At 63.8% G+C, this 25,520-nt stretch carries 25 protein-coding genes; 8 read left to right on the plus strand and 17 right to left on the minus strand.

Going from position 1 to position 25,520, the window contains the following annotated elements; all coding sequences use genetic code 11:
• Position 1 precedes the first annotated feature (1 nt).
• Positions 2-949 (minus strand): tRNA pseudouridine(55) synthase TruB, encoded by a 948-nt coding sequence (gene truB / locus FQP90_RS16780; protein ID WP_208760030.1) that lies wholly within the window; start codon positions 947-949, stop codon positions 2-4.
• Between the two features lie 34 nt (positions 950-983).
• Here truB and FQP90_RS16785 point away from each other — a divergent pair, with 34 nt between their 5' ends.
• Positions 984-2,144 carry a pyridoxal phosphate-dependent aminotransferase gene (locus FQP90_RS16785; RefSeq protein WP_208760031.1) on the plus strand — a complete coding sequence of 387 codons (1,161 nt, stop codon included), beginning with the start codon at positions 984-986 and terminating at the stop codon, positions 2,142-2,144.
• An 11-nt stretch (positions 2,145-2,155) separates the two neighbouring features.
• Here the strand turns inward: FQP90_RS16785 and FQP90_RS16790 are convergent, their stop codons facing one another.
• The 6 genes from FQP90_RS16790 to rimP form a co-directional block, all read right to left on the minus strand.
• On the minus strand, positions 2,156-2,638 hold the full coding sequence (locus FQP90_RS16790; RefSeq protein WP_144652212.1) for a nucleoside deaminase: 483 nt from the start codon (positions 2,636-2,638) through the stop codon (positions 2,156-2,158).
• Between the two features lie 83 nt (positions 2,639-2,721).
• Positions 2,722-3,225: a 30S ribosome-binding factor RbfA gene (gene rbfA / locus FQP90_RS16795; RefSeq protein ID WP_144652213.1), complete on the minus strand. Its 504-nt coding sequence runs from the start codon at positions 3,223-3,225 to the stop codon at positions 2,722-2,724.
• A 77-nt stretch (positions 3,226-3,302) separates the two neighbouring features.
• On the minus strand, positions 3,303-6,185 hold the full coding sequence (infB, locus tag FQP90_RS16800; RefSeq protein ID WP_144652214.1) for a translation initiation factor IF-2: 2,883 nt from the start codon (positions 6,183-6,185) through the stop codon (positions 3,303-3,305).
• 152 nt (positions 6,186-6,337) lie between these two features.
• Complete coding sequence (locus FQP90_RS16805; RefSeq protein WP_144652215.1) at positions 6,338-6,679, minus strand: YlxR family protein; 342 nt, start codon at positions 6,677-6,679, stop codon at positions 6,338-6,340.
• A 195-nt stretch (positions 6,680-6,874) separates the two neighbouring features.
• Complete coding sequence (gene nusA, locus FQP90_RS16810) at positions 6,875-7,855, minus strand: transcription termination factor NusA (RefSeq protein ID WP_144652216.1); 981 nt, start codon at positions 7,853-7,855, stop codon at positions 6,875-6,877.
• Entirely contained in the window at positions 7,855-8,466 is a 612-nt protein-coding gene (rimP, locus tag FQP90_RS16815; protein WP_144652217.1) for a ribosome maturation factor RimP, read from the minus strand. Before rimP ends, nusA begins: the two co-directional genes overlap by 1 nt.
• Before the next feature lie 105 nt (positions 8,467-8,571).
• On the opposite strand from rimP, the gene FQP90_RS16820 reads away from it, so the two are divergent.
• Genes FQP90_RS16820 through FQP90_RS16830 form a run of 3 tightly spaced genes read left to right on the plus strand, consistent with a single transcriptional unit; the run spans position 8,572 to position 11,527 of the window.
• Entirely contained in the window at positions 8,572-9,690 is a 1,119-nt protein-coding gene (locus FQP90_RS16820; protein ID WP_244296813.1) for a DUF4439 domain-containing protein, read from the plus strand.
• Between the two features lie 51 nt (positions 9,691-9,741).
• Entirely contained in the window at positions 9,742-10,470 is a 729-nt protein-coding gene (locus tag FQP90_RS16825; RefSeq protein ID WP_144652219.1) for a VIT1/CCC1 transporter family protein, read from the plus strand.
• Positions 10,471-10,519: 49 nt separating this feature from the next.
• Positions 10,520-11,527, plus strand: coding sequence for an aminoglycoside phosphotransferase family protein (locus FQP90_RS16830; RefSeq protein WP_144652250.1), 1,008 nt, complete (start codon positions 10,520-10,522; stop codon positions 11,525-11,527).
• Between the two features lies 1 nt (position 11,528).
• On the opposite strand, the gene FQP90_RS16835 is transcribed toward FQP90_RS16830, so the two are convergent.
• The 3 genes from FQP90_RS16835 to FQP90_RS16845 all read right to left on the minus strand — a co-directional run bounded on the left by FQP90_RS16835 (position 11,529) and on the right by FQP90_RS16845 (position 14,577).
• A complete protein-coding gene (locus tag FQP90_RS16835) occupies positions 11,529-12,326 on the minus strand; it encodes a sulfite exporter TauE/SafE family protein (protein ID WP_144652220.1) in 798 nt (265 codons plus the stop codon).
• On the minus strand, positions 12,323-14,134 hold the full coding sequence (locus tag FQP90_RS16840; protein WP_144652221.1) for a proline--tRNA ligase: 1,812 nt from the start codon (positions 14,132-14,134) through the stop codon (positions 12,323-12,325). Before FQP90_RS16840 ends, FQP90_RS16835 begins: the two co-directional genes overlap by 4 nt.
• 218 nt (positions 14,135-14,352) lie before the next feature.
• Positions 14,353-14,577 (minus strand): hypothetical protein, encoded by a 225-nt coding sequence (locus tag FQP90_RS16845; RefSeq protein WP_144652251.1) that lies wholly within the window; start codon positions 14,575-14,577, stop codon positions 14,353-14,355.
• Between the two features lie 190 nt (positions 14,578-14,767).
• Between FQP90_RS16845 and FQP90_RS16850 the strand changes: the two genes are divergently transcribed.
• The 3 genes from FQP90_RS16850 to FQP90_RS16860 are packed head-to-tail and all read left to right on the plus strand — an operon-like array spanning position 14,768 to position 16,877.
• On the plus strand, positions 14,768-15,517 hold the full coding sequence (locus FQP90_RS16850; protein ID WP_144652222.1) for an ABC transporter ATP-binding protein: 750 nt from the start codon (positions 14,768-14,770) through the stop codon (positions 15,515-15,517).
• An 8-nt stretch (positions 15,518-15,525) separates the two neighbouring features.
• The gene (locus FQP90_RS16855) at positions 15,526-16,269 is read left to right on the plus strand and encodes an ABC transporter permease (RefSeq protein WP_144652223.1); all 744 of its coding nucleotides are present in this window, start codon (positions 15,526-15,528) and stop codon (positions 16,267-16,269) included.
• Entirely contained in the window at positions 16,266-16,877 is a 612-nt protein-coding gene (locus FQP90_RS16860; RefSeq protein ID WP_144652224.1) for a TetR/AcrR family transcriptional regulator, read from the plus strand. Before FQP90_RS16855 ends, FQP90_RS16860 begins: the two co-directional genes overlap by 4 nt.
• 60 nt (positions 16,878-16,937) lie before the next feature.
• Here FQP90_RS16860 and FQP90_RS16865 read toward each other — a convergent pair whose 3' ends face one another.
• The 6 genes from FQP90_RS16865 to dxr all read right to left on the minus strand — a co-directional run bounded on the left by FQP90_RS16865 (position 16,938) and on the right by dxr (position 22,696).
• Positions 16,938-17,675, minus strand: a complete 738-nt coding sequence (locus FQP90_RS16865) for a hypothetical protein (protein WP_144652225.1) — start codon at positions 17,673-17,675, stop codon at positions 16,938-16,940.
• A 75-nt stretch (positions 17,676-17,750) separates the two neighbouring features.
• Positions 17,751-18,629: a GNAT family N-acetyltransferase gene (locus tag FQP90_RS16870; protein WP_144652252.1), complete on the minus strand. Its 879-nt coding sequence runs from the start codon at positions 18,627-18,629 to the stop codon at positions 17,751-17,753.
• Positions 18,592-19,758 (minus strand): flavodoxin-dependent (E)-4-hydroxy-3-methylbut-2-enyl-diphosphate synthase, encoded by a 1,167-nt coding sequence (gene ispG, locus FQP90_RS16875; RefSeq protein ID WP_011774258.1) that lies wholly within the window; start codon positions 19,756-19,758, stop codon positions 18,592-18,594. Before ispG ends, FQP90_RS16870 begins: the two co-directional genes overlap by 38 nt.
• 48 nt (positions 19,759-19,806) lie before the next feature.
• Positions 19,807-20,100: a YciI family protein gene (locus FQP90_RS16880; RefSeq protein ID WP_144652226.1), complete on the minus strand. Its 294-nt coding sequence runs from the start codon at positions 20,098-20,100 to the stop codon at positions 19,807-19,809.
• A 43-nt stretch (positions 20,101-20,143) separates the two neighbouring features.
• The gene (locus FQP90_RS16885) at positions 20,144-21,475 is read right to left on the minus strand and encodes a M50 family metallopeptidase (RefSeq protein ID WP_144652227.1); all 1,332 of its coding nucleotides are present in this window, start codon (positions 21,473-21,475) and stop codon (positions 20,144-20,146) included.
• Positions 21,476-21,508: 33 nt separating this feature from the next.
• A complete protein-coding gene (gene dxr, locus FQP90_RS16890) occupies positions 21,509-22,696 on the minus strand; it encodes a 1-deoxy-D-xylulose-5-phosphate reductoisomerase (protein ID WP_144652228.1) in 1,188 nt (395 codons plus the stop codon).
• Positions 22,697-22,772: 76 nt separating this feature from the next.
• Between dxr and FQP90_RS16895 the strand changes: the two genes are divergently transcribed.
• Positions 22,773-24,233, plus strand: a complete 1,461-nt coding sequence (locus tag FQP90_RS16895) for a lipase maturation factor family protein (protein ID WP_144652253.1) — start codon at positions 22,773-22,775, stop codon at positions 24,231-24,233.
• Here the strand turns inward: FQP90_RS16895 and FQP90_RS16900 are convergent.
• Entirely contained in the window at positions 24,201-25,274 is a 1,074-nt protein-coding gene (locus FQP90_RS16900; RefSeq protein WP_144652229.1) for a LacI family DNA-binding transcriptional regulator, read from the minus strand. The two genes, FQP90_RS16895 and FQP90_RS16900, sit on opposite strands and share 33 nt — an antisense overlap.
• Positions 25,275-25,520 lie beyond the last annotated feature (246 nt).

Consider the following 25,520-nt stretch of genomic DNA (forward strand, 5'->3'; position numbering starts at 1 on the left):
CCTACTTTGCCTGTCCTGTTCCTGCGTCTGTCCCCGACCCCGGTCCTGTGCCCGGGGCAAAAACCAGGACGGGTTTTGCGAAGGTCCCGGTATCTGCCAGCAGCGCTACCAGCTCCCCCGACGGCGCAAACGCTGCGGCAGGATTGTCAGCCGTGGCCGCGCCCGGCGTGCCTGCCCCGGGGCCGGCAGCAATGCGGCGCCCAAAGGAGATCTCGGTTGTCTCTTCGTCGCTCAGTTCCCTGTTGGGCATGAGGGCGCGTGCGGCCAGTGACATGTCCAGAACTTCGAGCTCTTCAGCCAGTTCCTCGAGGGTGCGGGCTTGGTCAAGGGTGTACGGACCCACCTGGGTCCTGCGCAGGGCCGTAAGATGGCCGCCGACGCCCAAGTCGTTGCCGAGGTCACGGGCCAAGGCCCTGATGTACGTTCCGGAAGAACACTCCACAGTGACATCAACGTCCACTACCCTGCCGCCGTCCACTCGGTTGATGGAGTGGAAGTCGAAGCGGTGGATGGTGACCGGGCGGGCAGCGAGCTTAACTTCTTCGCCGGAGCGGACGCGGGCGTAGGAACGTTCGCCGTTGACTTTGATGGCGCTGACGCTGCTGGGCACCTGCTGGATGGGACCGGTCAACGCGGCAACGCCGGCTGCGATGGCGTCGTCGGTGACATCCGCCGCGCTGCGGGCCTCCGTGACCTCGCCTTCGGCGTCGTCCGTGATGGTGCTTTCGCCGAGCCTGATGGTGGCGGTATACGTCTTGGACGTGCCCACGATGTACGTCAGCAAGCGGGTTGCCTTGTTGATGCCGAGCACCAGAACACCGGTAGCCATGGGATCAAGCGTGCCTGCGTGACCCACTTTCCGGGTACCGGCCAGCCGCCGCATCCGGCCAACCACATCATGGCTGGTCCATCCCTGCGGTTTGTCAACGATTACCAGTCCAGAAAGCACGCTTACCAGTATATGGGTGGCTAGGATGGCTCCCATGCCTGAGCTTGCCGCGCACGTCCGCGACGTACCCGTGAACCAGATCCGCGAAATCACCGAAGCCGCGTGGTCCACCCCCGGAGCTATCGTCCTCAGCATCGGGGAACCGGGCTTTGCGCTGCCGCGCCATGTCCTGGACGCCGGCATCGACTGCCTGGACCGGGATGAGACCAACTACACACCGAATGCCGGGATTCCTGCCCTCCGCAAAGCTTTTGCTGCCCGCTTCCGGGAGCAGCAGGGCGTGGACATTGGTGCTGAACGGGTCTATGTGGTGGACGGCGCCCAGCAGGGCCTGCATTTCGCCATGAGCCTGCTCCTCTCCCCCGGCGACGAAATCCTCACTCCGAACCCCGGGTACCCCACGTTCGCGATGACCAGCCGGCTCCTGCACGCTGTTCCCGTGCAGTATCCGCTGTATCCGCACAACGACTTCCAGCCACATATCGAGGACATCGAGGCCCTCATCACCTCGCGGACCAAGGTCCTGATGCTGAACTCGCCGTCCAATCCCTTGGGCGCCGTCATCAGCGAAGATGCTGTCCGGGATTTGGTTGACCTGGCTGTCCGCCACGACCTCTGGATCATCTCCGACGAGTGCTACGAGGCGTTTACGTTCGATGTACCCCATGTCAGTCCTGCCCGCTTTGACAGCGTCGTTCCGGGCCAAGCGAGGGTCTTCACGTCCCTGACACTCTCCAAGACGTATGGGCTCACGGGCCTTCGCATCGGCGCGTTGGTCTGCCCGCCGGGGCTGGAGCAGAAGATGAACAACGTCATGGAGTCCATCGTGTCCTGCGTCGCTTCGCCCTCGCAATATGCCGCGCTGGCCGCACTGACCGGCCCACAGGACTACGTGGCCAGGGCGCGCGACCACTATCGGAGCAATCGGGATGCAGCGTCGGCGGTGCTTGCAACCAAGGGAATCCCGTACCTCGGAGCGCAGGGAGCCTTCTACCTGTGGGCCGACGTCTCGCACCTGAGCGGAGGGGACGTCCGCGCCTGGGTGCGTAAATTCCTGGCCGATTCCGGCGTGTCGTTCGCGCCGGGTACTGCGTTCGGGTCCATCGGCGAGGACTGGATCAGGATTGCCCTCTGCGGCGGGCAGGATGACCTGCTCGACGGCGTCAATCGCCTCCCGGCGCGAGCTGGGGTTTAGGCGGGCCGGCCCTAGTAAGCCGTACGCCGTGCGTGGTTCCGCCACGCCTCGAACGGCTCGTCGGACGCGGCCAGCTCGGCATGCTCCACGGGAAGAAGCTCGGGCCTGTCACCACTGAAATATTCGTAGAACAAGGCGTCGTCGAACCCTGCCCTCGCAGCGCCATGCCTGTCAGCTGCAAAGTAGACCCGCCCGATCCTTGCCCAGAGCGTGGCTGAAAGGCACAGTGGGCAGGGCTCACAGCTGGCATAGAGGACGGATCCGGAGAGGTCGAACTTCCCGATGGCCGCAGCTGCCCTGCGGATCGCCACCACCTCGGCATGTGCCGTGGGGTCGTGGTCCCGGGTCACCCGGTTGACTCCCTCATGGACGGTTCCGTCCGGGGTGACCACGACGGCACCGAAAGGGCCGCCGCCGTCGGAGACGTTTTGCACGGCGAGCCTGATGGCCCGGTTCAGGTATTCCTCACGCTGGTGAGCACTGTGCGCCGACATGCTCTGATCCTAACGAGTTTGAGTACAGCTCATGCCCCTAAAACGCAGTCTTAGGGGCATGAGCTGTACAAAAACTTGAGGTTCTAGCGGTTGGCGTCTTCGTCGAGTTCGTTGTCGCCGGAGAGGTCAGTGTCCTCTTCGTCGAAGTCGTCCTCGTCGATGTCCTCCGGGGCATCACCCTTGTAGGGGTCTGCTTCGCCTGCGTGCTTGGCGCTGGCAGCCAATGCGGCTACCTCTGCATCGCGACGCTTGGCTTCACGCAGCAGTTCCTCAAGGTTCGAGGCGTTGACCGGAATCTGGTCAGCTACGAATTCGAGCGTCGGAGTGAGCCGAACAGTGATGTTGCGGCCAACTTCCTGCCGCAGCACACCTTTGGCCTTCTCCAAGGCCCTGGCAGCGTCTGCGTGGGCGATGTCGTCACCAAACACGGTGTAGTAGATGGTGGCGTGCTGAAGGTCGTTGGTGACGCGGGCGTCGGTGACCGTGATGGACTCGACGCGCGGATCCTTGACCCGGCGTCCGAGGGCCTCAGCGACGACGACCTTTATCCGCTGTGCCAGCTTGGCAGCGCGTGCGGGATCAGCCATGACTTCCTCCTGGAAAGTAGAAACGGGTACGGAACGGGTCCGCCGGGGCTACCCGACGGACCCGTTCCAAACGGAACCTAGACGCGCGGCTTTTCGCGCATCTCGAAGGTCTCGATGATGTCGCCTTCAGTGATGTCGTTGAAGGAGCCAAGACCGATACCACACTCGAAGTCGGTGCGGACTTCGGTGGCGTCATCCTTGAAGCGCTTGAGCGTCTCAACGGTGAGGTTGTCACCGATGACCTTGCCGTCGCGGCTGACACGTGCCTTGGTGTTACGGCGGATGATGCCCGTGCGGACGATCGAGCCGGCGATGTTACCGAACTTGGAAGAACGGAAGACTTCGCGTACCTCGGCAGTACCAAGCTGGACTTCTTCGAACTCCGGCTTGAGCATGCCCTTGAGGGCCATTTCGATGTCATCGATTGCTGCGTAGATGACCGAGTAGAAGCGCATGTCCACGCCTTCACGGTCAGCCAGTTCTGCAACACGCTCGGCCGGCTTGACGTTGAAGCCGATGATGATGGCGTTGTCCACCGTTGCCAGGTTGACGTCGTTCTGCGTGATGGCACCCACACCGCGGTGGATGACGCGGAGCTGAACGTCGTCGTCTCCGACGTCGATCTTGAGCAAGGCGTCTTCGAGGGCTTCCACGGCACCGGACACGTCACCCTTGAGGATGAGGTTGAGGGTGTCGATCTTGCCTTCGGCAACGGCCTGGTCGAAGTCTTCCAGGCTGATGCGCTTGCGACGCTTGGCCAGTGCGGCGTTGCGGTCGGCAGCTTCACGCTTCTCAGCGATCTGGCGGGCCGTACGCTCGTCCGGGGTCACCAGGAAGGTGTCACCTGCACGCGGCACGTTGGACAGGCCGAGGACCTGGACGGGGCGGGACGGCAGTGCGACATCGAGTGCCTCACCGTTCTCGTCGAACATGGCACGGACACGGCCGTGGGCCGTACCGGCAACGATCGTGTCGCCGACAGCCAAGGTACCGGACTGGACGAGGACGGTAGCAACCGCACCGCGGCCCTTATCCAGGTTCGCTTCGATGGCAATGCCTCGAGCGTCCTTGTCCGGGTTGGCACGCAGGTCCAGGGCGGCATCGGCCGTCAGCAGGACTGCGTCGATCAGTTCGTCGATGTTGAGGTTCTGGCGGGCAGAGACCTCAACGAACATGGTGTCGCCACCGTATTCTTCGGGAACCAGGCCGTACTCGGTCAGCTGGCCCTTGACCTTGTCAGGGTTGGCGCCTTCCTTGTCGATCTTGTTCACTGCGACGACGATCGGCACGTTTGCTGCCTGTGCGTGGTTGAGCGCTTCCACCGTCTGGGGCATAACGCCGTCGTCGGCTGCGACAACCAGGATCGCGATGTCAGTGACCTTGGCACCACGTGCACGCATGGCCGTGAAGGCCTCGTGACCGGGGGTGTCAATGAAGGTGATGTCGCGGGCCGTGCCCTCGTGGACGTGGCTGATCTGGTAAGCACCGATGTGCTGGGTGATACCACCATGCTCGCCGGCCACAACATTGGAGTTGCGGATGGCGTCGAGCAGGCGGGTCTTACCGTGGTCAACGTGACCCATGACCGTGACAACCGGTGCGCGGGCTTCGAGGACGTCGTCGCCTTCGGCATCGAGTTCGTCCTGGATGTTGATGTCGAACTGGTCGAGCAGTTCGCGCTCTTCATCTTCCGGCGAAACAACCTGGAGCTTGTAGCCAAGTTCGGCGCCAAGCAAACCAAAGGTGTCCTCGTCGAGGGACTGCGTAGCCGTAGCCATCTCACCGAGGTGGAACAGCACGGTCACGAGCGATGCGGGGTTCGCATCGATCTTCTCGGCAAAGTCCGTGATGGACGAGCCGCGACGCAGGCGGATGATGGTCTCGCCATCGCCGCGGGGTACCGATACGCCACCCAGCGACGGAGCACTCATCTGCTCCAGTTCCTGGCGCTTTGCACGCTTCGACTTGCGCTGCTTGCCACGACCGGCGCCGCCCTTGCCGAAGGCACCCTGGGTGCCACCGCGACCGCGGCCACCCTTGCCAAAGCCACCGCCGGCGGGAGCTCCGCCACCGGTACCTGCACCTGGTGCGCCACCGGGACGACCCGGTCCGCCGCCGGGACGGCCTGCGCCACCGGGACGGCCTGCGCCACCCGGAGCCGGACGCTCAGTGCGGTTGGGCATCATGCCCGGAGTAGGACGGTTTCCGCCGCCTGGACCACCGGCGGGGCGCGGAGCACCCGGACGGGGCGCGCCGGGACGCGGAGCGCCCGGACGGGGACCACCGGTGCCTGCTGCGGGACGGGGTCCGCCTGCACCGGCTGCGGGACGGGGACCACCGGGGCGTTCGCCGTCGTTGCGGCGTTCGCCTCGGGGCATGCCCTGGGACGGTGCGAACGGGTTGTTACCCGGACGCGGCGGACGGTCTCCATCGCCGCCACGGCCGCGGGGCATGCCCTGGGACGTAGCAAACGGGTTGTTGCCCGGACGAGGACCGCCCGGACGCGGCGCCTGGCCACCTTGACGCGCCGGAGCCGGAGTCTCTGCCTTGGGAGCAGGGCGGGCACCGGGCTTCGCGGAAACCGGCGTGGACGCGGCGGGAGCAGCGGGTGCTGCAGGTGCCTGTGCCGCAGGTGCCTGTGCCGCAGGTGCCTGTGCTGCGGGAGCCGGAGCTGCCGGAGCGGGGGCTGCGGGGGCCGGAGCCTTCGGTGCTGCAGGTCCGGGAGCCGGAGCGGCCGGACGGGATGCTGCGGGGCGGGTTGCCGCGGGAGCGGCTGCGGGCGCGGCGGACTTTGCAGCGCCGGCACCCGGGTAGGCGTCGCGAAGCTTCTTCACGACGGGGGCCTCAATGGTGGAAGAGGCGGAGCGAACGAATTCGCCCAATTCCTGCAGTTTGGTTACTGCATCTTTGGAAGTAATACCGAGCTCTTTGGCGAGCTCATGTACGCGGACCTTGGCCACATTTCTCCTGTCTCGGTCCGCACCGAGCCAGGCACGAACCGTCTACTTCTTACTGCGGGCCTTCGCCGCTTGCGCGAGTGAAAGGCCCATTGCAGAGCGCAACAAAGTTGTCATCGTTACGCACTCATCGCTGGGAACTCATCGGGTTTCCATCAGTTTTCTGACCCGCTTTCAGGTTTGGACGGTTTTCCCGTGGGGGCCTGGGCCTCCACGAGTGGCGTACCCGGCATCAGGTAACGTTCAACGGCGCCCGTTTCGGCAGCGCCCGCGAGGGCCCTTCCGAAAGCGCGCCGCTTGATTGCCAATGCCAAGCACTTTTCGCTGGGGTGCAGCCACGCACCCCTGCCGGCCATCCGGCGTCGAACATCCACCAGGACAGCGGATGAACCGTTGCCTTGGGCGACGAGCCGGACAAGCTCGGACCGGGAACCTTGTTTCCGGCATCCGATGCACGTGCGAACAGGCCCAAGGCCATGATCGAGCAGTTCAGCCACGATGTGTCCAACCTGCCTTACGCTACTGGCGCCCGACGGCCCCTGACCTGCACACGCAGCTGAGGCACGCCAAAGCGCGCGGATACCGGACGTAAGCCCGGTTCCATCTAGTCTAGCCCCCGGCCCGGTACTCCCGAAACCAGGAACGCCGCCAGCGCGGCGCCAAACCGGCGGCATGGGCCGCCGGTTGAACCGCTAGTCGGTCTTGACTGGAGCGGCGTCCGAGACGATATCGATGCGCCACCCGGTCAGCTTGGCTGCAAGCCGCGCGTTCTGGCCTTCCTTGCCGATGGCCAGCGACAGCTGGTAGTCCGGCACGACGACGCGGGCCGAACGGGTTGCTTCATCCGTGATAGTGACGGAATTCACTCTCGACGGCGACAACGAGTTGGCGATGAAGGTCGCGGGGTCGTCGCTGAAGTCGACGATGTCGATCTTTTCGTCATTGAGTTCCGTCATGACTGCGCGGACACGCGAACCCATTTCACCGATGCAAGCACCCTTGGCGTTGACGCCCGGGGTGTTTGCCTTGACGGCAATCTTGGTACGGTGGCCGGCCTCGCGGGCAAGTGCCACGATCTCCACGGAGTGGTCCGCGATCTCGGGCACTTCCATTTCGAACAACTTCCGGACCAGCCCGGGGTGTGAACGGGACAGCGTGATGGACGGACCCTTGGCACCGCGGTGGACATCCACCACGAACGCGCGCAGGCGGCTTCCGTGGAGGTACTTCTCTCCGGGAACCTGTTCGGGCGGCGGCAGCAGTGCCTCAACAGCTCCCAGGTTGACCTGGATCATGTGCGGGTTGTTGCCCTGCTGGATCATGCCTGCCACGAGTTCGCCTTCGCGGCCCTTGAACTCGCCCAGCACGTTGTCGTCCTCAACATCGCGCAGGCGCTGCAGGATGATCTGGCGGGCAGTGCTGGCAGCGATTCGACCGAAACCGGCCGGAGTGTCTTCGAACTCGCCGATCGGCTCGCCGTCGTCATCGATTTCAGTGGCCCAGATGGTCACGTGCCCGCTCTTGCGGTCCAGTTCGGCGCGAGCCTTCTCAAAGGCGCCGGGCGTCTTGTGGTACGCCACCAACAGTGCTTGCTCGATGGTGGGAATCAGGAGATCCAGCGGGATTTCACGCTCACGCTCCAGGAGTCTCAGTGCGCTCATGTCAATATCCATTAGGCCTCCTCGGAAGGTCCGTTGTGCTCGTCTTCCAGCGCAGCCTCGTGGAGGTGGCTGAATTCAATCTCGACTTTTCCTTGGCGGATCCTGTCGAAAGGAATAGTGATGGGGTCGCCCTGCTTGGGCTTCATTCCCTTTTTGACCTCGTGCTCGGGGATGAGCGTCACGTCGTGGTCACCAACGGAAGCGATCCGGCCCAAGAGGTTGTCGCCCTGGATGACATTGACCCTGACCATGCGTCCGCGGGCGCGGTGCCAGTGGCGCGGTTCCGTCAGGGGGCGGCCGACTCCCGGAGAGGAAACCTCAAGGTCGTACGGACGGCCGTCATCATGGGGATCGTTGTCCAGAATATCGGACAGCCCGCGGGAGACGTCGGCGATGGCGTCGAGGCTGACGCCGCCGGTCTCCTCCTGCGGCAGGTCCACGACAACGTGGACCGTGCGGTGTGAACCGGCTACGTGGATGGAAACATCCTCAAGGTAGAGCCTGCTGGCAAGGACGGCCGGTTGGAGCAGCGCCTTAAGCCTGCTCTCTTCCGGGTTGTGGATGGTGGCCGTTGAGTTCGAATCAGAACGGTCTGTTGAAGTCGTGGCTTCCGAGTCACTCACGTTGCCCGCCGCCTCCCGATAGATGTTGTTGTGACTACTAGCCTAACGATTTTCGCGGGAACTTGGTGCACGGAGTTCCCCGCCCACGTGACACCATGGTGTGTTGTGGACGAGCAGACAAGCGAAAAACAGCGAACACCGGCGTGGGGCAGACTCGTGCTCGTTTCCGTGGTGGCGCTGCTCGTGGCAGGCACCGGCGTTGTCCTTATTCCGCGTGATTCCGGGACTCCCCCGGCTATCCCCTTCTCCGAATCCGCCCGCGCCCACGCCTTCGAAGACACCTTGCAGCTGAGTGAATCGGCTGCTGCCTTGGCCGAGGCCTCAGTTCCGGACACAGGAAAGGCCGGGCTGGAAAAGGCTGTGACATTGCTGACAACCCATGCACGCGCGCTCTTGGACCCCGCCGACACCTCCCCCAGCAGGTCAAGTACCCCACTCGAACCGCCCGCGGACGGAACACCGAACGCGAAGCCCACCCGTGCCGCCCTGGTCACGGCTTTGGCCGGCAGTGGACAGAAGCGCCTCGACGACGCCCGCGAGGCCGACGGCGGTATCGCCCGTTTGCTCGCCGCCGTCGGATCCGCTCAGCTGCTGGAGGCCGAAGAGCTGGCGGCCGCGTGGCAGCTGCCCGCGCCGAAACAGACGCCGTATTCAACCAGCAAGGGCCCTTCAGGCAGCAGCGTTCCTGCAGCTGGGACATCGGCAACCGCGTGTCCCTCCACAACCCCCATTCCCGACGCAGCGGCCGCCACCACGGGTACAGCGCTGGCGGCTTCGGTCCGGGCGCAGCAGGAGGCAGTCTATGTCTACCAAGTGGCGGTCAGGCGACTGGACAACACGGCCACCGCTGCCCGGTACCTCCAAGTGCATGAGCAGATGCTCCAACAAGCCGAAGCACTGACCCGGGCCAGCTGCACGGAAGTCCCCGCCTCCGAGGCAGGTTACCGGCTGCCCGGGAAGTTCGCCCAGGACCCGGCCTCCTTTCTGGGTGCACTTGAGTCTTCATCCCTGCCTGGCTTCGGAGATCTTGTGGCCTTGGGAACAGGCGATACGAGGGATTGGGCCATCGATGGACTGCTGGCAGCTGCCCGCCGAAGCACGGCGTGGGGTGCCGACGTTCCAGCCCTGCCCGGTATAGAGCTCGACGCCGGCAACTTGCCTCCCCTGCCGACACCCGGTTCCACTCCCGGCACCGCCACCGGAAGCAAGCCCGGCAGCAGGTAGGACAGCCTGCCCATGCTGGCAAAGGACGCCCCCCGGTGCTTGGCTTGGATCATGGCCTCCACAGAAACTGCCACCCTGCATGAGAACGAACCCCACCGGGACGACCTGGCACACCGCTTGAACTGGTTGCGGGCAGGAGTCCTTGGCGCCAACGACGGCATAGTGTCCGTCGCTGCCATCGTGGTTGGCGTCGCAGGAGCGACAACCAACACGGGCAGCATTCTCGCCGCCGGAACCGCTGGTTTGGTGGGCGGCGCGATCTCCATGGCCTTGGGCGAATATGTGTCCGTCAGCAGCCAAAGCGACTCCCAGAAAGCGTTGATCGAAAAGGAACGCCGCGAACTGGCCGAGCAGCCGGAGGATGAACTCAACGAGCTCGCCGCCATTTACGAGTCCAAGGGGCTCAGCCCCAGGACCGCGCGGACCGTCGCAGAGGAATTGACTGCGCACGATGCCTTGGCTGCCCATCTGTCCGCAGAACTGAACATCCAAGAAGACGACATCGTCAGCCCCTGGAACGCAGCTGTGGCTTCCGCGGTGGCGTTCACTGTGGGCGCGGCACTTCCCATGCTGGCAATCCTCTTGCCGCCGCCGGGAATGCGTGTGCCCCTGACTTTCATCGCCGTCCTTCTTTCCTTGGCCATCACCGGTGCGGTGGGAGCCTGGATCGGCGGTGCGCCGAGGTTCCGAGCCGCAGCCCGGGTGGTGTTGGGCGGTGCCCTGGCCTTGGCGGCGACGTTCTCGATCGGAACCCTCTTGGGCGCGAGCGGCGTTTTCTAGGGGGCAGGAGTTGCGGCGGAGTTAGGCTGATCGCGTGACCCTTCACGCGATGATTCCTATTCCGGGCGACCTCCACGCCCGATACAACCGCGACTCCGCGGGCAGGGATTGGTTGGCGAGCCTCCCGGGACTCATTTCCGAGGCCCTGGACCGTTGGCAGTTGTCAGTGGACTTGGCGCCAGGCGCCGAGCCCTGGAACGGTCATGGGGCTTTGGTGGTTCCCGTCCTTCAGGGTGGCCGGTCGGCTGCCCTGAAGATCGCCTACCCCCACGAGGAAGCGCTCGTTGAGCGGCACGCCCTCGCGCTCTGGGGCGGCCGGGGAGCAGTCCGGCTGCTGGCTGCCGATGCCGCGAGCTGCTCCATGCTCCTCGAACGCCTGGACGCCAGCCGTTGGCTTCAGGACGCGCCGCTGGATGAGGCCAGGGACGTGTGGGGCGCCATCATGCGCGAGCTGTCCATTGCCCCGGATGACCGGCCTGAGTGGCTGGGTTTCGACCACGTTGCGGCGACTGCCGAACGTTGGAGCGATGAGCTGCCTGCAGAATGGGAGCGACTGGAGCGGCCTTTCCCCAGGTGGTTGCTGGAAGCGGCCTTGGAGGTATGCCAAACCCGCGGTGCGGTGGGTCGGCGTGCCGGTAAGGACGTACTGGTCCACACGGACCTCCACTTCATGAACATCCTTGGCACCTGGGCTGACGACCATCCCGGCCGCGGCGCCTACCTCGCCATCGATCCGCAACCGCAGGTGGGTGAGGCAGAGTTCGCTGTGGCCCCCATCCTGTGGAACCGCATCAGGGAATTACCACGAAGCAACCCTGCCACCGGGCTGCGCGAGCGTTGCCACGATTTCAGCCGTGCCGCCGGCCTGGACCCCGAGGCTGCCCGGCAGTGGAGCATTGCGCGAGAGGTGGAAAACGCTTTGTGGTATGCCGCAAAACCCAGGCACGGCGGCGACCTCGCCCGTTCCCTCTGGATTGCCAGCACTCTTGCCGGCAGGACACTGGACGACTTGCCTCCGGCGCACGAGCTTCCCGAACCGGGCGATGCGATTCTCTAACCTACGATGCGAAGTTCTCGTTCCACACGTCCATGCCGAGCTTGATGATCAGGGCGGCCACCACCAGCAGGAAAACGATGCGCACAAAGCTGCTTCCCTTGGCGACGGCGGTCCTGGCGCCTAGGTAGCCACCAGCCATGTTGGCCAAGCCGAGCACCAGACCCACGCCCCACAGCAGGGAGCCGTGCGGCAGGAAGAAGATCAAGGCACCGGCGTTCGTGGCCATGTTGACGATCTTGGCCTTGGCACTGGCCTCGAGGAAGGCGTAGCCCATGGCCGAAACCAAGGCGATAATCAGGAACGACCCCGTTCCGGGGCCGATCAAACCGTCATAGAAACCGATGACGGCGCCGATCAAGCACGCCACAACGTAGTGCTTGTGGCCGTCGTGGCGGAGCGCCGTCAGCTCACCGGCATTGGGGCGCAACGCGGTGAAGATTGCGACGGCGATCAGCGCAAGCACGATGATCGGCTTGAAAACGCTGGCCGGAAGCGAGGCCGCCAGTATGGCTCCGCCAAAGCTGCCGGCCAACGCGATGACCGCCATGGGTATGGCCGTCCTAAGGTCCGGTCCGACGCGTCGATAGTAGGTGACAGCACTGGTGGTGGTCCCGAAGATGGATCCCATTTTGTTGGTAGCCAACGCCTGGACGGGCGTGATCCCCGGGACCAGCAGCAGGGCGGGGAGCTGGATCAGTCCCCCGCCCCCAACGACGGCGTCAACCCAACCGGCTGCGAATCCAGCCACCACAATCAGGATGAGAGTGGTGAGCTGGATCGATTCGAAGCCGGATATCACCGGGTACGGACGGCGTTGACCACGTAGTCCACGGCCTTGTCCACCGAAATGTTCTCAGCTTCGCCACTGCGGCGGTCCTTGATCTCCACGACGCCGTCCACGAGTCCCCGGCCAACGGCCAGGATGGTGGGCACGCCGACCAGCTCGGCATCGCCGAACTTCACACCGGGTGAGACCTTGGGGCGGTCATCGAAGATGACGTCCAGGCCTGCAGCTTCGAGCTCGGCGGAAAGCCTCTCCGCAGCTTCGAAGATCTCGTCGCCACGACCGACAGCCACCACGTGGACGTCTGCCGGAGCAACCGAGCGAGGCCACACGATGCCGCGGTCGTCGTGGTTGGCTTCAGCCAGGGCAGCGACAGCACGTGTCACGCCAACGCCGTAGGAGCCCATGGTGACCACTACCTGCTTGCCGTTCTGGTCCAGGACCTTCAGGTCCAGGGCTTCGGCATACTTGCGGCCAAGCTGGAAGATGTGGCCCATTTCAATGCCACGTGCAGTCTCCAAGGGTCCCGAGCCGTCCGGTGCGGGATCGCCCGCGCGCACTTCGGTGCTCTCAATAACGCCGTCCCAAGAGAAGTCCCGCCCTGCGACCAGCCCAAAGACGTGCTTGCCCTCAGCGTTGGCGCCGGTGACCCAGCTGGTGCCGGAAACCACTCGGGGATCCACGAGGAACAGCACCTTGGAGGAGCCCTCAAGACCCAGCACAGGCTGGTCCAGCGACAGGCCGGGGCCGATGTAGCCCTTGACCAGCCAGGGCAGCTTTTTGAGATCCTCTTCGTTGGCAGCTTCGAGGCCGATCTCGCCGGCGATCGGCAGGTGGGAACCGATGTTGGCTTCCACGCGCTTGAGGTCCACGGCGCGGTCACCCGGTACGCCGATGACTACGATCTGGCGCTCACCGGTGGGCAGCGTGACGGCGAGAACGACGTTCTTGAGCGTGTCTGCGGCAGTCCAGGCGCCGCCGTCGGACTCGCTGCGGGGAGCCAGCTGGTTGGCTGCGTCCACCAGAGTATCGATGGTGGGGGTGTTGGGCGTGTCCAGGACCTCCGCTGCGGGAGCATTGGTGAAGTCGATCTCCGCCGGAACCACCGTAGTGACGGCCTCGACGTTGGCGTAGTAGCCGCCGGCCGAGCGAACGAACGTGTCCTCGCCGATTTCGGTGGGGAACAGGAATTCCTCGCTCTTGGAACCTCCCATGGCACCAGCCGTCGCGGCAACGGGAATGACTTCCAGGCCCAGGCGTTCGAAGATCTTCAGGTACGCAGCACGGTGGGCGGCGTAGCTGGCGTCCAAGCCGGCGTCGTCAACGTCGAAGGAGTAGGAATCCTTCATGATGAACTCGCGGCCGCGGAGGAGGCCTGCCCGGGGACGGGCCTCATCGCGGTATTTGTTCTGGATCTGGTAGAGGCTCAGCGGCAGGTCCTTGTACGAGGAGTACAGGTCCTTCACCAGCAGCGTGAACATTTCCTCGTGCGTGGGGGCAAGGAGGTAGTCCGCGCCCTTGCGGTCCTGGAGGCGGAACAGGCCTTCGCCGTACTCGGTCCAGCGGTTGGTGGCCTCGTAGGGTTCGCGCGGGAGCAACGCCGGGAAGTGGACTTCCTGGGCTCCGATGGCGGACATTTCCTGGCGGATGATGTCCTCCACCTTGCGCAGGACGCTCAGGCCCAGCGGGAGCCACGTATAGATGCCAGGTGCTGCGCGGCGGATATAGCCGGCACGCACCAAGAGCTTGTGGCTGGCGACCTCGGCGTCGACGGGATCTTCACGCAGAGTGCGCAGGAACAGCTGGGAAAGACGAAGGACCACGGGTTCGTATCCGTTTCTATGGCAGATGTGGCAAAAACAACTGCCTACTAATCTACCGGCTGACGACCCTGCGCCTTGAACGGGCACTGCGAGGGCGAAGCCAGTCCCGGACACAGAAGAGCCACGCCGTCACGTCTGGAAGCCCCTGGCCGCAATGGGCTGGTCATCCTGCAATGGCGTGGCTCAGCGGCCGGCCGGCCGCAGGCTCTGTCCGGGGACTACTTCGTCTTGCCCTCCAGGGCGACGAGTACGCCTGCGACTGCGAAGTACTTATTGCTACCGAGCTCGCGGATGGTGTCGATTCCTAGTGAATCCTTCAGTGCTTTGGCGGTGGCATCCGTAACACCTGCCAACGCGGCCGGAGATGAATCCAGAATTTCCTTCAGGGTTTTGTCTTCAAACGCCTTGTCAAGTGCTTTGGAAAGATCAACGCCAACTGCCATGGTCACGATTCCCCTTTTTCGATCACCCGCGCCCCAACGACACGGTTAGGGACGAACCTATGTGATCGCCGACACATTTTCAAGGATTCGCTGAGCCTGACCGCGTGTCGCCCGGCCCTTGACCCCTGGCTTGCAACGGACCTACTTTTAATTCATCACCTGGTGAATTAGTGGCGAACCGGAGGCGTTCATGTCCCCTCATCCAACGGCTGTCGAGGCAGCGGGGCTCCATGTCACCCGAGGTCGAACCAGCATCCTCCGCGGCCTCGACTTCACGGTTGAAGCCGGCAGGATCACAGGCCTGCTGGGGCCTTCCGGCAGCGGCAAGACCACCCTCATGCGGGCCATCGTCGGGGTCCAGCGGATTACCCAGGGCACCCTGAGCGTACTGGGCCGCCCTGCAGGCAGCGCACCGCTCAGGCACGACGTCGGATACGTCACCCAAGGCGCCAGCGTCTACGGTGACCTCAGCGTCGAAGCAAACGTCCGGTACTTCGGAGCCATGCACGGCGCGACGCCGGCAGACGCGGCCGAGGCGATTGCCGCCGTCGGGCTTCAAGCGTTTGCGCAGCAGAAAGCCGCCGACTTGTCCGGTGGGCAATTCAGCCGCGTGTCGCTGGCTTGCGCCCTGGTAGCGCATCCCACAGTGCTGGTCTTGGACGAGCCCACTGTGGGGCTCGATCCCGTGCTGCGTGCCGAACTGTGGGAGCGCTTCGCCGCCATGGCGCGAGCTGGAACAACGCTGCTGATCTCCAGCCACGTCATGGAGGAGGCTTCCCACTGCTCGTCGCTGTTGCTTCTCAGGGAAGGCTTGCTCCTGGCGCAGCTCTCCCCTGCCGAGTTGGCCGAACGTGGCGGCAGCGACGACCTGGAGCGGGCCTTCCTCACCATCATCAAAGCCGCCGACCACGGCCAGGAAGAAAGCCAGGTGGCATCATGAACCTCCGGATGACACTCGCAACCACCGCACGGGTCCTGGGCCAGCTGCGGCACGATCACCGCAGCGTCGCACTCATCCTGGTTGTCCCGGCGCTGCTGCTGACAGCCGTCTACTTCCTTTTCGAGAATGAAACACTGCCGCCGGGATTCCCGCGAACGTTCGACCGCGTCGGCCTGATGATGCTGGCCATCTTCCCCTTCGTCGTGATGTTCCTGGTCACGTCCATCACCATGCTGCGCGAGCGGACGTCCGGGACCCTGGAACGCCTCCTGACTACACCCATCCACAAGGCCGACCTACTGTTCGGCTACGCGCTGGCATTCTCCATCATGGCTGCCCTGCAGTCCTTGGTGGCAACGGCTGTGGCGTACTGGATTTTCGATCTCGACATCAAAGGAAGTCCAGGTTTCGTGGTGATGATCGCAGTCATCAACGCCGTCCTGGGTGTCGCCCTGGGGTTGTTGTGTTCGGCGTTCGCCCGCACCGAGTTCCAAGCGGTGCAGTTCATGCCCGTGGTGGTGGTCCCGCAGATCCTGCTGTGCGGCCTGTTCGTTGCCCGGGACGACATGAATGAGGTCCTCCAAGCCGTATCAAGCGTCCTGCCATTGTCGTTCTCCGTGGATGCGCTGAAGGAGATCGCCGGGAATGCCGAAGCCACGGCAACAATGTGGCAGGACAGCCTGATGATGGGCGGCATCGTAGTAGGGGTGCTGGTCTTGGCAGCGCTGACACTTCGCCGGCAGACCCGATGAGCCTTCCGCAGATACGGCGCGGACGCCGCAGCGCGGGAGACCACTCCCGGGAGGCCATCCTCGCCGCGGCACGGAAACTGTTCGCCGAAAAGGGGTTCGAGGGGACAAGCCTGCGGCAAGTGGCTCGGGAAGCCGCCGTTGATCCTGCCATGGTGCATCACTTTTTCAAGGGCAAGGACGAGCTTTTTGCCTCCAGTGTCGAATTGCCGGCGGACCCCGCCGAAGTACTGGCCGGCGTCGAAATGATGGACCCGTCAGTGAGGGCTGAAGCGATCGTCCGGGCTGTCCTCACCTTGTGGGAGGGCCCGGCGCAGCACGGTTTAGTGGCCTTCGCCCGCGGAACGATCGGGTCAAAAGCGAAGAGTGGAATGATGCGGGAAGTAGTTTCCAGGGCCATACTGTCCCGGGTCATGGCGGGCGTGTCCGGCCCCGACGAGCAGGTGCTGCTGCGTGGCAACCTCGTAGCCTCACAGACGGTTGGCCTCATCCTTGCCAGATACGTGATCCGGCTCGACCCGTTGGCCTCCGCCAGCCAGGACGACGTGGTCCGCCTGGTGGCACCGACAATCCAGCGCTACATCACCGGAGACCTGGACTCCCTCAAGTAGCTGGCAGTTGTGGTTGTTCCCAGCGCTGGGAACAACCACAACGGCGAGTCAGTTGGGCTGCTACTTGATCAGTGCCGCAGCTTGGTTGACGAGATCCACCGCCCGGGCAATCGCCTCTTCCTCGGTCTTGCCTCCGTAAGCCAAACCGGTGATCACGATGCCATCTTTTGCACCCCGGACCATGATCATGGATTGCTTTCGCCCGTCGGCGAGGACAGAGTCGGTCCGCATCGCCATGGAGAGCGGAGTGGACACGGTCGCCTCGACCTTTCGAGCCTTAAGGGTCACTGTCGTTTCCCCCATCGTCATTGTCATCCCGGAGCAATCGCTGATTTGATCCTGCGTGGCGAAGTCTGCCTTGATAAGTTCCTCGTCGACCCCGGAAGACAATGTGACGCCGGTGGATGAGCCAGTGGAGGTATCGAGGCTTGTCCCTACAACACCTTTCACATTGTCCGTGGGGAGCAAGCTTGCCAGCATCAGTTCCTTGCACTCAGCCGGTTCGATGACAGCGCCTTCAAACATCGCCCGGCTCTGCTGTTCCACTCCACTCGCATCGGCAATGGACATAACGGACAATTTCAGCCCGTTGACGTCGCGCAACTGCAACGCAATAGCCGTGAGCTCCTCTGCGGTGTACTGCTTAGCCGCGGTGGGGGTCGGCGTGGGTGTCGCCGTCGCCGTTTCGCTTGCAGGAGCCGAGGCGGCCTCAGTTGACGCAGCCGGCCCGACACAAGCCGTGAGCCCCATAACCAGCAGTGCAGCGGCTCCAATTCCGCGCAGCGCATTCTTATTCATTTGTTCCCCAGGGAAGGTTGAGTGGTGTGGTGGCGTGCGCCAACCGAGACAAGACTACAAGTCGCGGCCAGCGACCTAAAACAAGACCGTCGCGAAGGTGCCCACTTGTTCAAAGCCCACCCGTTCGTAGGTGGCTCGGGCTTTTGCGTTGTAGTCGTTGACGTACAGGCTGGTTACCGGCGCGAAGGTCCTTGAAAGATTGACGACGGCGGCCATGTAGCCGGCGCTTTGGCCTCGTCCACGCAATGCCGGATTCATCCACACACCCTGGACCTGCGTAACGTCCTGGGTGACTGCGCCCAACTCCGCTTTAAAGACCACCGTGCCGGAGGCATCGACGTGGACCATGGAGTGGCCCTGGCGGATGAGGCCCGCGACGCGCCTGCTGTAGAACTCCTGGCCCCCAAGGAAAGGCGAGTAGCCAACCTCTTCCTCGAACATGGCAGCGCAGGCGGGGAGGATCCGATCGAAGTCCTTCATGGTGCCAAAGGTCAGGTCGGGGTTGGCGCCAATCACCGGTCCATCGGAGATGGTGAGGAGGGGCTGGCGGGAACGGACCTCGTGGGCAAGGTGGCCCAACTGCTCAAACCTGGAGTAGAGGGCCAGGACCGTGTCGGCCGGCCCAAAAATGGAGGCGTACCGGCGTCCTGTTTGATGGGCCGCAGTGGCTATGTAGCCTGCCAGTCCGGGATCGAGCTGCACAGGGACCAGGTTGGCTCCGGCCCAGCAGGCACCCAGGAGCGTCCCGTCGTCGAACACGCCGAACACGCTCGCACCGCCGCTGGTGGGCGCAGCCGTCCCAGTGCTGTCCAGGTGCGCAAGGATGAAGACGTTGGCAACCAGGTCTTCGCTTGCAAGCGCGCGGAGAGCCAGGGTGTCGGCATTGCCGAGCACCCTGACTCCCAAGCCGTTCTCGTTACGAGACGCTAACCACGGGGCTACCCTTGACAGCATCTTCGCCATCGGCCTCCCCCATCTCTTCGGCGATGCGCATGGCCTCTTCGATCAGTGTCTCAACAATTTCGCTTTCAGGCACAGTCTTGATGACTTCGCCCTTCACGAAGATTTGGCCCTTGCCGTTTCCGGAGGCCACACCGAGGTCCGCTTCGCGGGCTTCTCCGGGTCCGTTGACGACGCAGCCCATGACGGCAACGCGGAGCGGAATCTCCATGCCCTCGAGGCCTGCGGTTACCTGCTCAGCGAGCGTGTAGACGTCCACCTGCGCGCGGCCGCAGGACGGGCAGGAAACAATTTCGAGCTTGCGCGGGCGCAGGTTGAGCGACTGCAGGATCTGGTTGCCCACCTTGATTTCCTCCACGGGCGGAGCCGAGAGGGAAACGCGGATGGTGTCGCCGATGCCGCGGGACAGGAGCGCACCGAAGGCCGTAGCCGACTTGATGGTGCCTTGGAAGGCGGGGCCGGCCTCGGTCACGCCGAGGTGCAGGGGCCAGTCGCCTTTCTCGGCGAGCATCTCGTAGGCGGCCACCATGATCACGGGGTCGTTGTGCTTGACCGAGATCTTGAAGTCGTGGAAACCGTGCTCTTCGAAGAGGGAGGCTTCCCACACTGCTGATTCAACCAGTGCCTCAGGCGTGGCCTTGCCGTACTTTTTCATGATGCCAGGCTCCAGGGAACCTGCATTGACGCCGATGCGGATGGACGTGCCGTGGTCCCGGGCCGCAGCAGCGATCTCCTTGACCTGGTCGTCAAACTTACGGATGTTGCCCGGGTTGACGCGGACCGCGGCGCATCCGGCCTCAATGGCAGCGAAGACGTACTTCGGCTGGAAGTGGATGTCGGCGATCACGGGGATCTGGGACTTGCGGGCGATGATGGGCAAGGCCTCGGCATCGTCCGCGGACGGGCAGGCAACGCGCACGATGTCACAGCCGGAAGCCGTCAGCTCGGCGATCTGCTGAAGGGTGGCGTTGATGTCCGTGGTGGGGGTGGTGGTCATGGACTGAACGCTGATGGGTGAGTCGGAACCAACGCCAACGGACCCAACCTTGATTTGCCGCGTCTTACGGCGCGGGGCAAGGACGGGGGGTGGGGCTGCTGGCATTCCCAGGCTGACCGAGGTCACGTGGACTCCTTGGGTTGGGGTGGATCGATGTGGTGGAGGACGCCCGGATTAGGATGCGTGGGCAGCCAGGACGCCGATGATGGGGGCCCATTCCGTGGTGCGGATTCCGGCGATGACTCCAGCTTCAGCAAACGGATCCTGCTTGAGGAGATCGTTGAGTTCAGCTTCGTCAGCGGACTTGAAGATCAACAGGGCGCCCGCTCCATCACCGTAGGGGCCGCTGGCAAGCAACTTGCCTTCCTCAGCCAGTTCGGCGAGCCAAGCGCGGTGTGCGGGGCGGGCTTCGTCGCGGAGGGCGCCGGAATCGGCGACGTACACGTACTCAACAGCGAAAACAGTCATGGAGCTAGCCTATCCCGCCCGCTCCGCCGAAAATGTTCATGGGTCAACCAAAAATGTTCACGGGCTTGACGATATCTGCGTAAATCAGGAGTGCACCCATGGCCATGAGGAGGGCTGCGACCACGTACGTTGCCGGAAGAAGTTTCGCGATGTCGAACGCGCCAGGGTCTGGCTTCCCACGCAGCTTTGCCAGCTGGCGTCGTGCCCCTTCGTACAGCGCACCGGCCACGTGTCCGCCGTCGAGCGGTAAGAGTGGGATGAGGTTGAAGATGGCGAGGGCGAAATTGAGCCCAGCGAGCAATCCAACCAACGTTGCGATGCGCGCCTGCAGCGGAACCTCCTCCATGGCCGCGACTTCGCCGGCAACCCGGCCGACTCCCACCACGCTGATAGGGCCGTTGGGGTCGCGGGGCTCCTCACTGAAGGCTGCCTTCGCCACGCCGACCACTCGGGCGGGCAGGTTGAAGATCACACCGGAAATCTGCTTGATGTTCTCTCCTGCCATGGGAAGGACGGCCGACGCCGGTTGGGGAACCAAAGCGCTTTGGGCACCGATGCCGAGGAAGCCGACTTCCTGGTACTGCAAAACTCCATTGGCGTCCTGGGCCTGCCGGCCATCGGACCCTACGACGGGCCGGGAAGAGAGCACGGGCGTGACAGTTGCCTCCACCCGCGAACCGTTCCGCTCCACGATGATGGGTACGTCCTTGCCGGCGGAGGCCCGGATCCAACTGGTCAGCTCGTCCCAACTGGTGACGGCCTTGCCGTCAAAGGAGGTGATGGTGTCGTTCGGTTGAAGTCCTGCGGCGGCGGCTGGAGTGAGCTTGCAATCAGCGGAGTCCGGGTCGACGGTTTCACCCGCGGCCACCTGGCATTTGGAGACGTCGGCGATGGTGGTGGTTGCCTGCGCTGTTCCGAAGCCCATCAGCAGGACCGCCAGCAGGATCAGCCCGATCACCATGTTCATGGCGGGACCACCGAGCATGATGATGATCTTTTTCCACACAGGAAGCTTGTAGAAGACCCGGTTTTCATCTCCGGGACCAACTTCTTCGTGGGCCATGGAACGGGCTTCCGTAGCCAAGGTCTGGAACATGCCCGTGCTTGAGGGGCGAACTGCTCCGTCTTCCTTGTTGGGCGGATACATGCCGATCATGGACACATAGCCACCCAACGGGAGGGCTTTGAAGCCGTATTCCGTTTCGCCCTTTTTCTTGGACCAGATGGTGGGTCCAAAGCCAATCATGTATTTGGTCACGCGAACTTTGAAGAGCTTCGCGGGAACCAGGTGGCCGACCTCGTGCAGGGCGATGGAGACGGCTACGCCGATCGCGACGAAGACGACTCCGAGGATGAAGAGAAGGACGGGACTCATGCCGGTGGGACTGCTTCCGTAAGGGTGTGTGAGCTACAGGGCGCTGCTGGTGGCTAAACGATCGTGGGTTCGGCCGCGTGCCCACTTCTCAGCATCCAGCACGGACTCCACTGTTAGCTCAGAAGAGCCTGAATGTTCGCTGAGGACGGACTCAACGGTATCCACGATGTCCGTGAAGCGAATGCGGCCAGCGTGGAAGGCTTCCACGGCTTCCTCATTGGCGGCGTTGAAGACGGCCGGGAACGTACTGCCCTGCTTGGCTGCGTCCTTTGCTAGGTCCACTGCGGGAAACGCCACGGTGTCCAATGGTTCGAAGGTCCAACTGGTGGCTTGGGTCCAGTCGCAGGCTTGCGCGGCATGCGGGACGCGGTCCGGCCACCCCAAGCCAAGCGCTATGGGCAGCCTCATGTCCGGGGGCGACGCTTGGGCAATGATGGAACCGTCCACGAACTGGACCATGGAATGGACCACGGATTGCGGGTGGACCACTACCTCGATCCTGTCCAGGGGAACATCGAACAGCAGGTGTGCCTCGATCACTTCAAGGCCCTTGTTGACCAGGGTTGCCGAGTTGGTGGTGACCATGAGCCCCATGTCCCAGGTGGGGTGGGCCAGCGCTTCCTGCGGCTTCACATCGTAAAGCTGCTCGCGTGTGCGGCCGCGGAAAGGACCGCCTGAAGCGGTCAGGATGAGCTTCTCCACTTCCTGCTCCGTACCGGACCTTAGGCACTGGGCGATGGCAGAGTGTTCGGAGTCAACCGGAACTATCTGTCCGGGGCCTGCGGCGGCTTTGACCAGGGCACCGCCCACAATCAGTGATTCTTTGTTAGCCAGGGCCAGTGTGGCTCCCGTACGGAGCGCGGCCAGCGTAGGTGCCAGGCCGATGGACCCGGTGATGCCGTTCAGGACGACGTCGCACTCAATGGCCGCGATCTGCGTGGAGGCTTCCGGGCCGACGAAGATCTGCGGGGCGAAGTTGGGCACGCCGGCTTGGGCGGCCGCGCCGGCAATCAACTGCTGCAGGGTTCCCGGGTCACCGGAGGCAATTCCAACCGCCTGGGCACGGGTATGGACGGCCTGCTTCGCCAGGAGTTCAAGGTTTCCGCCGCCGGCACTCAGGGCCACCACCGCGAAACGGTGCGGGGCGGCATCGACGACGTCAATCGCCTGTGTGCCGATGGAACCGGTGGACCCGAGGATGACGATCTTGCGCGGCTGCATTGCTTAAGTATCCCAGCCAGTGCCGAAGGCGGCGAACACCATACGGGAGCAGGCAGCACAGGCGTACCGTGGAACCGTGGAGTGGCTGTCCTGGTTTGATGCGCGGGACTACGAATTCGCCCGGCAGGTCCTGCAGCGCGGCATTGCGGCGCTGTATCTGGTTGCCTTCCTCTCCACCATGAACCAATTCCCCGCACTGCTCGGAGAGCGCGGTCTGTTGCCCGTGCCGGCCTTCCTCGACGTGGCCCGACGATTGGCCAGGCCCACACTCTTCAGGTGGCGATATTCTGATGCGCTCCTCGGAGCCGTGTGCTGGGCCGGGATCGGTATCGCCGCCACCATCGTGGCTGGCTTACCCCAACTGGGACCGCCATGGCTTCCCATGCTGGCGTTCCTCGCCCTCTGGCTGCTCTACATGTCCATCGTCAACGTCGGCCAAACGTTCTACGGTTTTGGCTGGGAGATCCTGCTCCTCGAAGCGGGGTTTACGGTGGCGTTCCTTGGCTCGAACCAGGCTCCCCCGCCCACCACCATCTTGCTCTTGATCGCGTGGCTGGTGTTCCGGCTTGAGTTCGGTGCGGGCATGATCAAGATCCGGGGCGGCCGTGAGTGGCGCGACCTGACGGCGATGTTCTACCACCACGAGACGCAGCCGATGCCCGGCCCGCTCAGCAGGCAAGCCCACCTCTTGCCCCGGCCGCTGCACAGGGTGGAGGTGGTGGGCAATCACTTCGCCCAGCTGGTGGTTCCGTTCTTCCTGTTCGCGCCGCAGCCGTTGGCCAGCATCGCTGCGGGAATCATCATTGTTACCCAGCTGTGGCTGGTGGGTACCGGGAACTTCGCGTGGCTGAACTGGGTGGCGATCATCTTGTCTTTCGCAGCTGTAAGCGACCCCGTGGCGCACGCCGTCTTCCCGTTCATCCCACTTGAGTGGCACGCAGGTGCCGAAACGCCGCTGTGGTGGCTCGCCGTCGTCGTGCTTATCACCGTTCTGTTACTGATGCTCAGCTATCGCCCGCTCCTCAACCTGTTCTCGAGCCAGCAGCTCATGAACGCCAGTTTCAACCGTTGGCGTCTGGTCAACGCCTACGGTGCGTTCGGGACGGTGACCAAGCAGCGCATCGAAATCGTGGTGGAAGGGACTCTGGAGGAGGAAGCCGACGCGCCGGATGATAGGTGGCTGGAGTACGGGTTCAAGGGCAAGCCCGGCGACGTTCGGCGTCTCCCACGGCAATGGGCGCCGTACCACCTCCGACTGGATTGGTTGATGTGGTTCCTGCCACTGCGGACCGTCCATGAGGACTGGTTCTACACCTTCCTGAACAGACTGCTGGAGGCCGACCAGCCAACGCTGCGGCTGCTTCGCCAGGACCCGTTCGACGGCGAACGCCCGCGTTGGGTCCGCGCGCGCAGCTACCTGTACCGTTTCGCAAGCCGCGCGGAGTTCCGCGAAACAGGCGAGCGGTGGGTGCGGGTCCTGCTGTATGACGCCATCCCGCCGGTGTCACTCAGCCCTCGACGGCGGCGACTCCCCTAGCGGTGTGGACGCCCGCGGAGGTGCGGTGGACTCGCGGACGACGAGGTGCGTTGCCAGTTCCACTCGTCGTGAGTCGATTTCCTCGCCATTTTTCTGCCGGAGGATGAAGCTCAGTGCGGAACGACCCATCTCTTGCAGGGGCTGCGACACGGACGTGAGGGGCGGCACGGATTCCTCAGCTTGGTGGGTGCCGTCGAACCCCACCAGGCTCATTTCCTCGGGAATCCGAACATCCTGGCGCCGCGCTTCAGCGAGGACACCGAGGGCGATGCTGTCGCTGCCGGCAAAGATCGCCGTGGGCGGATCATCCAGCGCCAGCAGGGCCTTCATGGCACGCACGCCGTTCTCGGGTTTGAAAGGACCTGAGGAAATGTACTCGTCCTCCACGGTGACTCCCCCCGCCATTAAGGCGGCCATGTACCCGTGAAGTCGGGCTTGGCTGCACTCGGCCGTGGACGGACCGCCCATGTAGGCGATCTTCCGATGCCCCAGCTCCAACAAGTGCGAGGCCGCGGCCTTGCCGCCCGCCCAATTGCTGGCGCCAACGCTGAAGACGTCTGCAGGCGGCGGGTTCAGCGGGTCCACCACCACGATGGGAATTTGGCGGCGCTTGAATGCCTCCAGTTGCGCGGATCCGAAAGCTGACGTCACGACGATCATGCCGGCGCGGCCCTCGTCGATCATCCGCTGCGCCCGTTCCTCGGGTCCCAGCGGTGAAGCCGCCTGGCGCCCGGTGATGGAGAGGATGACTTCCATTTCGGACACGGCCGCGTGTTCCATCACTCCGTTGAGGACTTCCACTCCGTAGGCCGAATTCAAGGAATCGAATACCACTTCCACGGCACGGTGCTCCGGGATGCTCTTGCGTTGCAGCGGCGATTTGTAGCCGGTCCGCTGGAGTGCCGCCAAGACCCGGGCGCGGGTGGCTTCAGCAACGTCTTCGCGACCGTTGACCACCTTGGACACGGTGGGCGCCGAGACGCCAACCTCTGCGGCAACCGCGGCCAAGGTGAGCTTGGACGGGCGGCTGAGTCGATCCACAATGCACCTGCTTTCGAAATATTTCGGACCCGTTCAGTGTGCAGCATTCCGATGGGCGCGGTCAATGCCGCCTCCTAAGTTCTGCAGCATACGCCGCCCAAAGGCTTGACGGTGACGCTCCTCACAGCTAAATTTGGTGGGCACTTCCGAAAGACTCTCCGAAATATTTCGACATTTTTCGCGAATGGCCACCATTTAGGACATGAGCACTGCGACGTGCTCAATGAGGCGACTACACATGGAGAA

Source organism: Paenarthrobacter nitroguajacolicus, from assembly GCF_007786235.1.
In the GTDB taxonomy this organism is placed as follows: domain Bacteria; phylum Actinomycetota; class Actinomycetes; order Actinomycetales; family Micrococcaceae; genus Arthrobacter; species Arthrobacter nitroguajacolicus_A.

Excerpts from the sequence above, each read along its gene's own strand:
- dxr (WP_144652228.1), bottom strand. The coding sequence starts at position 22,696 with ATGCAGCCGCGCAAGATCGTCATCCTCGGGTCCACCGGTTCCATCGGC.
- FQP90_RS16845 (WP_144652251.1), bottom strand. The coding sequence starts at position 14,577 with ATGGCAGTTGGCGTTGATCTTTCCAAAGCACTTGACAAGGCGTTTGAA.
- FQP90_RS16880 (WP_144652226.1), bottom strand. The coding sequence starts at position 20,100 with ATGACTGTTTTCGCTGTTGAGTACGTGTACGTCGCCGATTCCGGCGCC.
- FQP90_RS16885 (WP_144652227.1), bottom strand. The coding sequence starts at position 21,475 with ATGAGTCCCGTCCTTCTCTTCATCCTCGGAGTCGTCTTCGTCGCGATC.
- FQP90_RS16860 (WP_144652224.1), top strand. The coding sequence starts at position 16,266 with ATGAGCCTTCCGCAGATACGGCGCGGACGCCGCAGCGCGGGAGACCAC.
- FQP90_RS16850 (WP_144652222.1), top strand. The coding sequence starts at position 14,768 with ATGTCCCCTCATCCAACGGCTGTCGAGGCAGCGGGGCTCCATGTCACC.
- FQP90_RS16865 (WP_144652225.1), bottom strand. The coding sequence starts at position 17,675 with ATGAATAAGAATGCGCTGCGCGGAATTGGAGCCGCTGCACTGCTGGTT.
- FQP90_RS16870 (WP_144652252.1), bottom strand. The coding sequence starts at position 18,629 with ATGCTGTCAAGGGTAGCCCCGTGGTTAGCGTCTCGTAACGAGAACGGC.
- rbfA (WP_144652213.1), bottom strand. The coding sequence starts at position 3,225 with ATGGCTGATCCCGCACGCGCTGCCAAGCTGGCACAGCGGATAAAGGTC.
- FQP90_RS16785 (WP_208760031.1), top strand. The coding sequence starts at position 984 with ATGCCTGAGCTTGCCGCGCACGTCCGCGACGTACCCGTGAACCAGATC.
- FQP90_RS16830 (WP_144652250.1), top strand. The coding sequence starts at position 10,520 with ATGATTCCTATTCCGGGCGACCTCCACGCCCGATACAACCGCGACTCC.
- FQP90_RS16790 (WP_144652212.1), bottom strand. The coding sequence starts at position 2,638 with ATGTCGGCGCACAGTGCTCACCAGCGTGAGGAATACCTGAACCGGGCC.
- FQP90_RS16825 (WP_144652219.1), top strand. The coding sequence starts at position 9,742 with ATGGCCTCCACAGAAACTGCCACCCTGCATGAGAACGAACCCCACCGG.
- FQP90_RS16855 (WP_144652223.1), top strand. The coding sequence starts at position 15,526 with ATGACACTCGCAACCACCGCACGGGTCCTGGGCCAGCTGCGGCACGAT.
- nusA (WP_144652216.1), bottom strand. The coding sequence starts at position 7,855 with ATGGATATTGACATGAGCGCACTGAGACTCCTGGAGCGTGAGCGTGAA.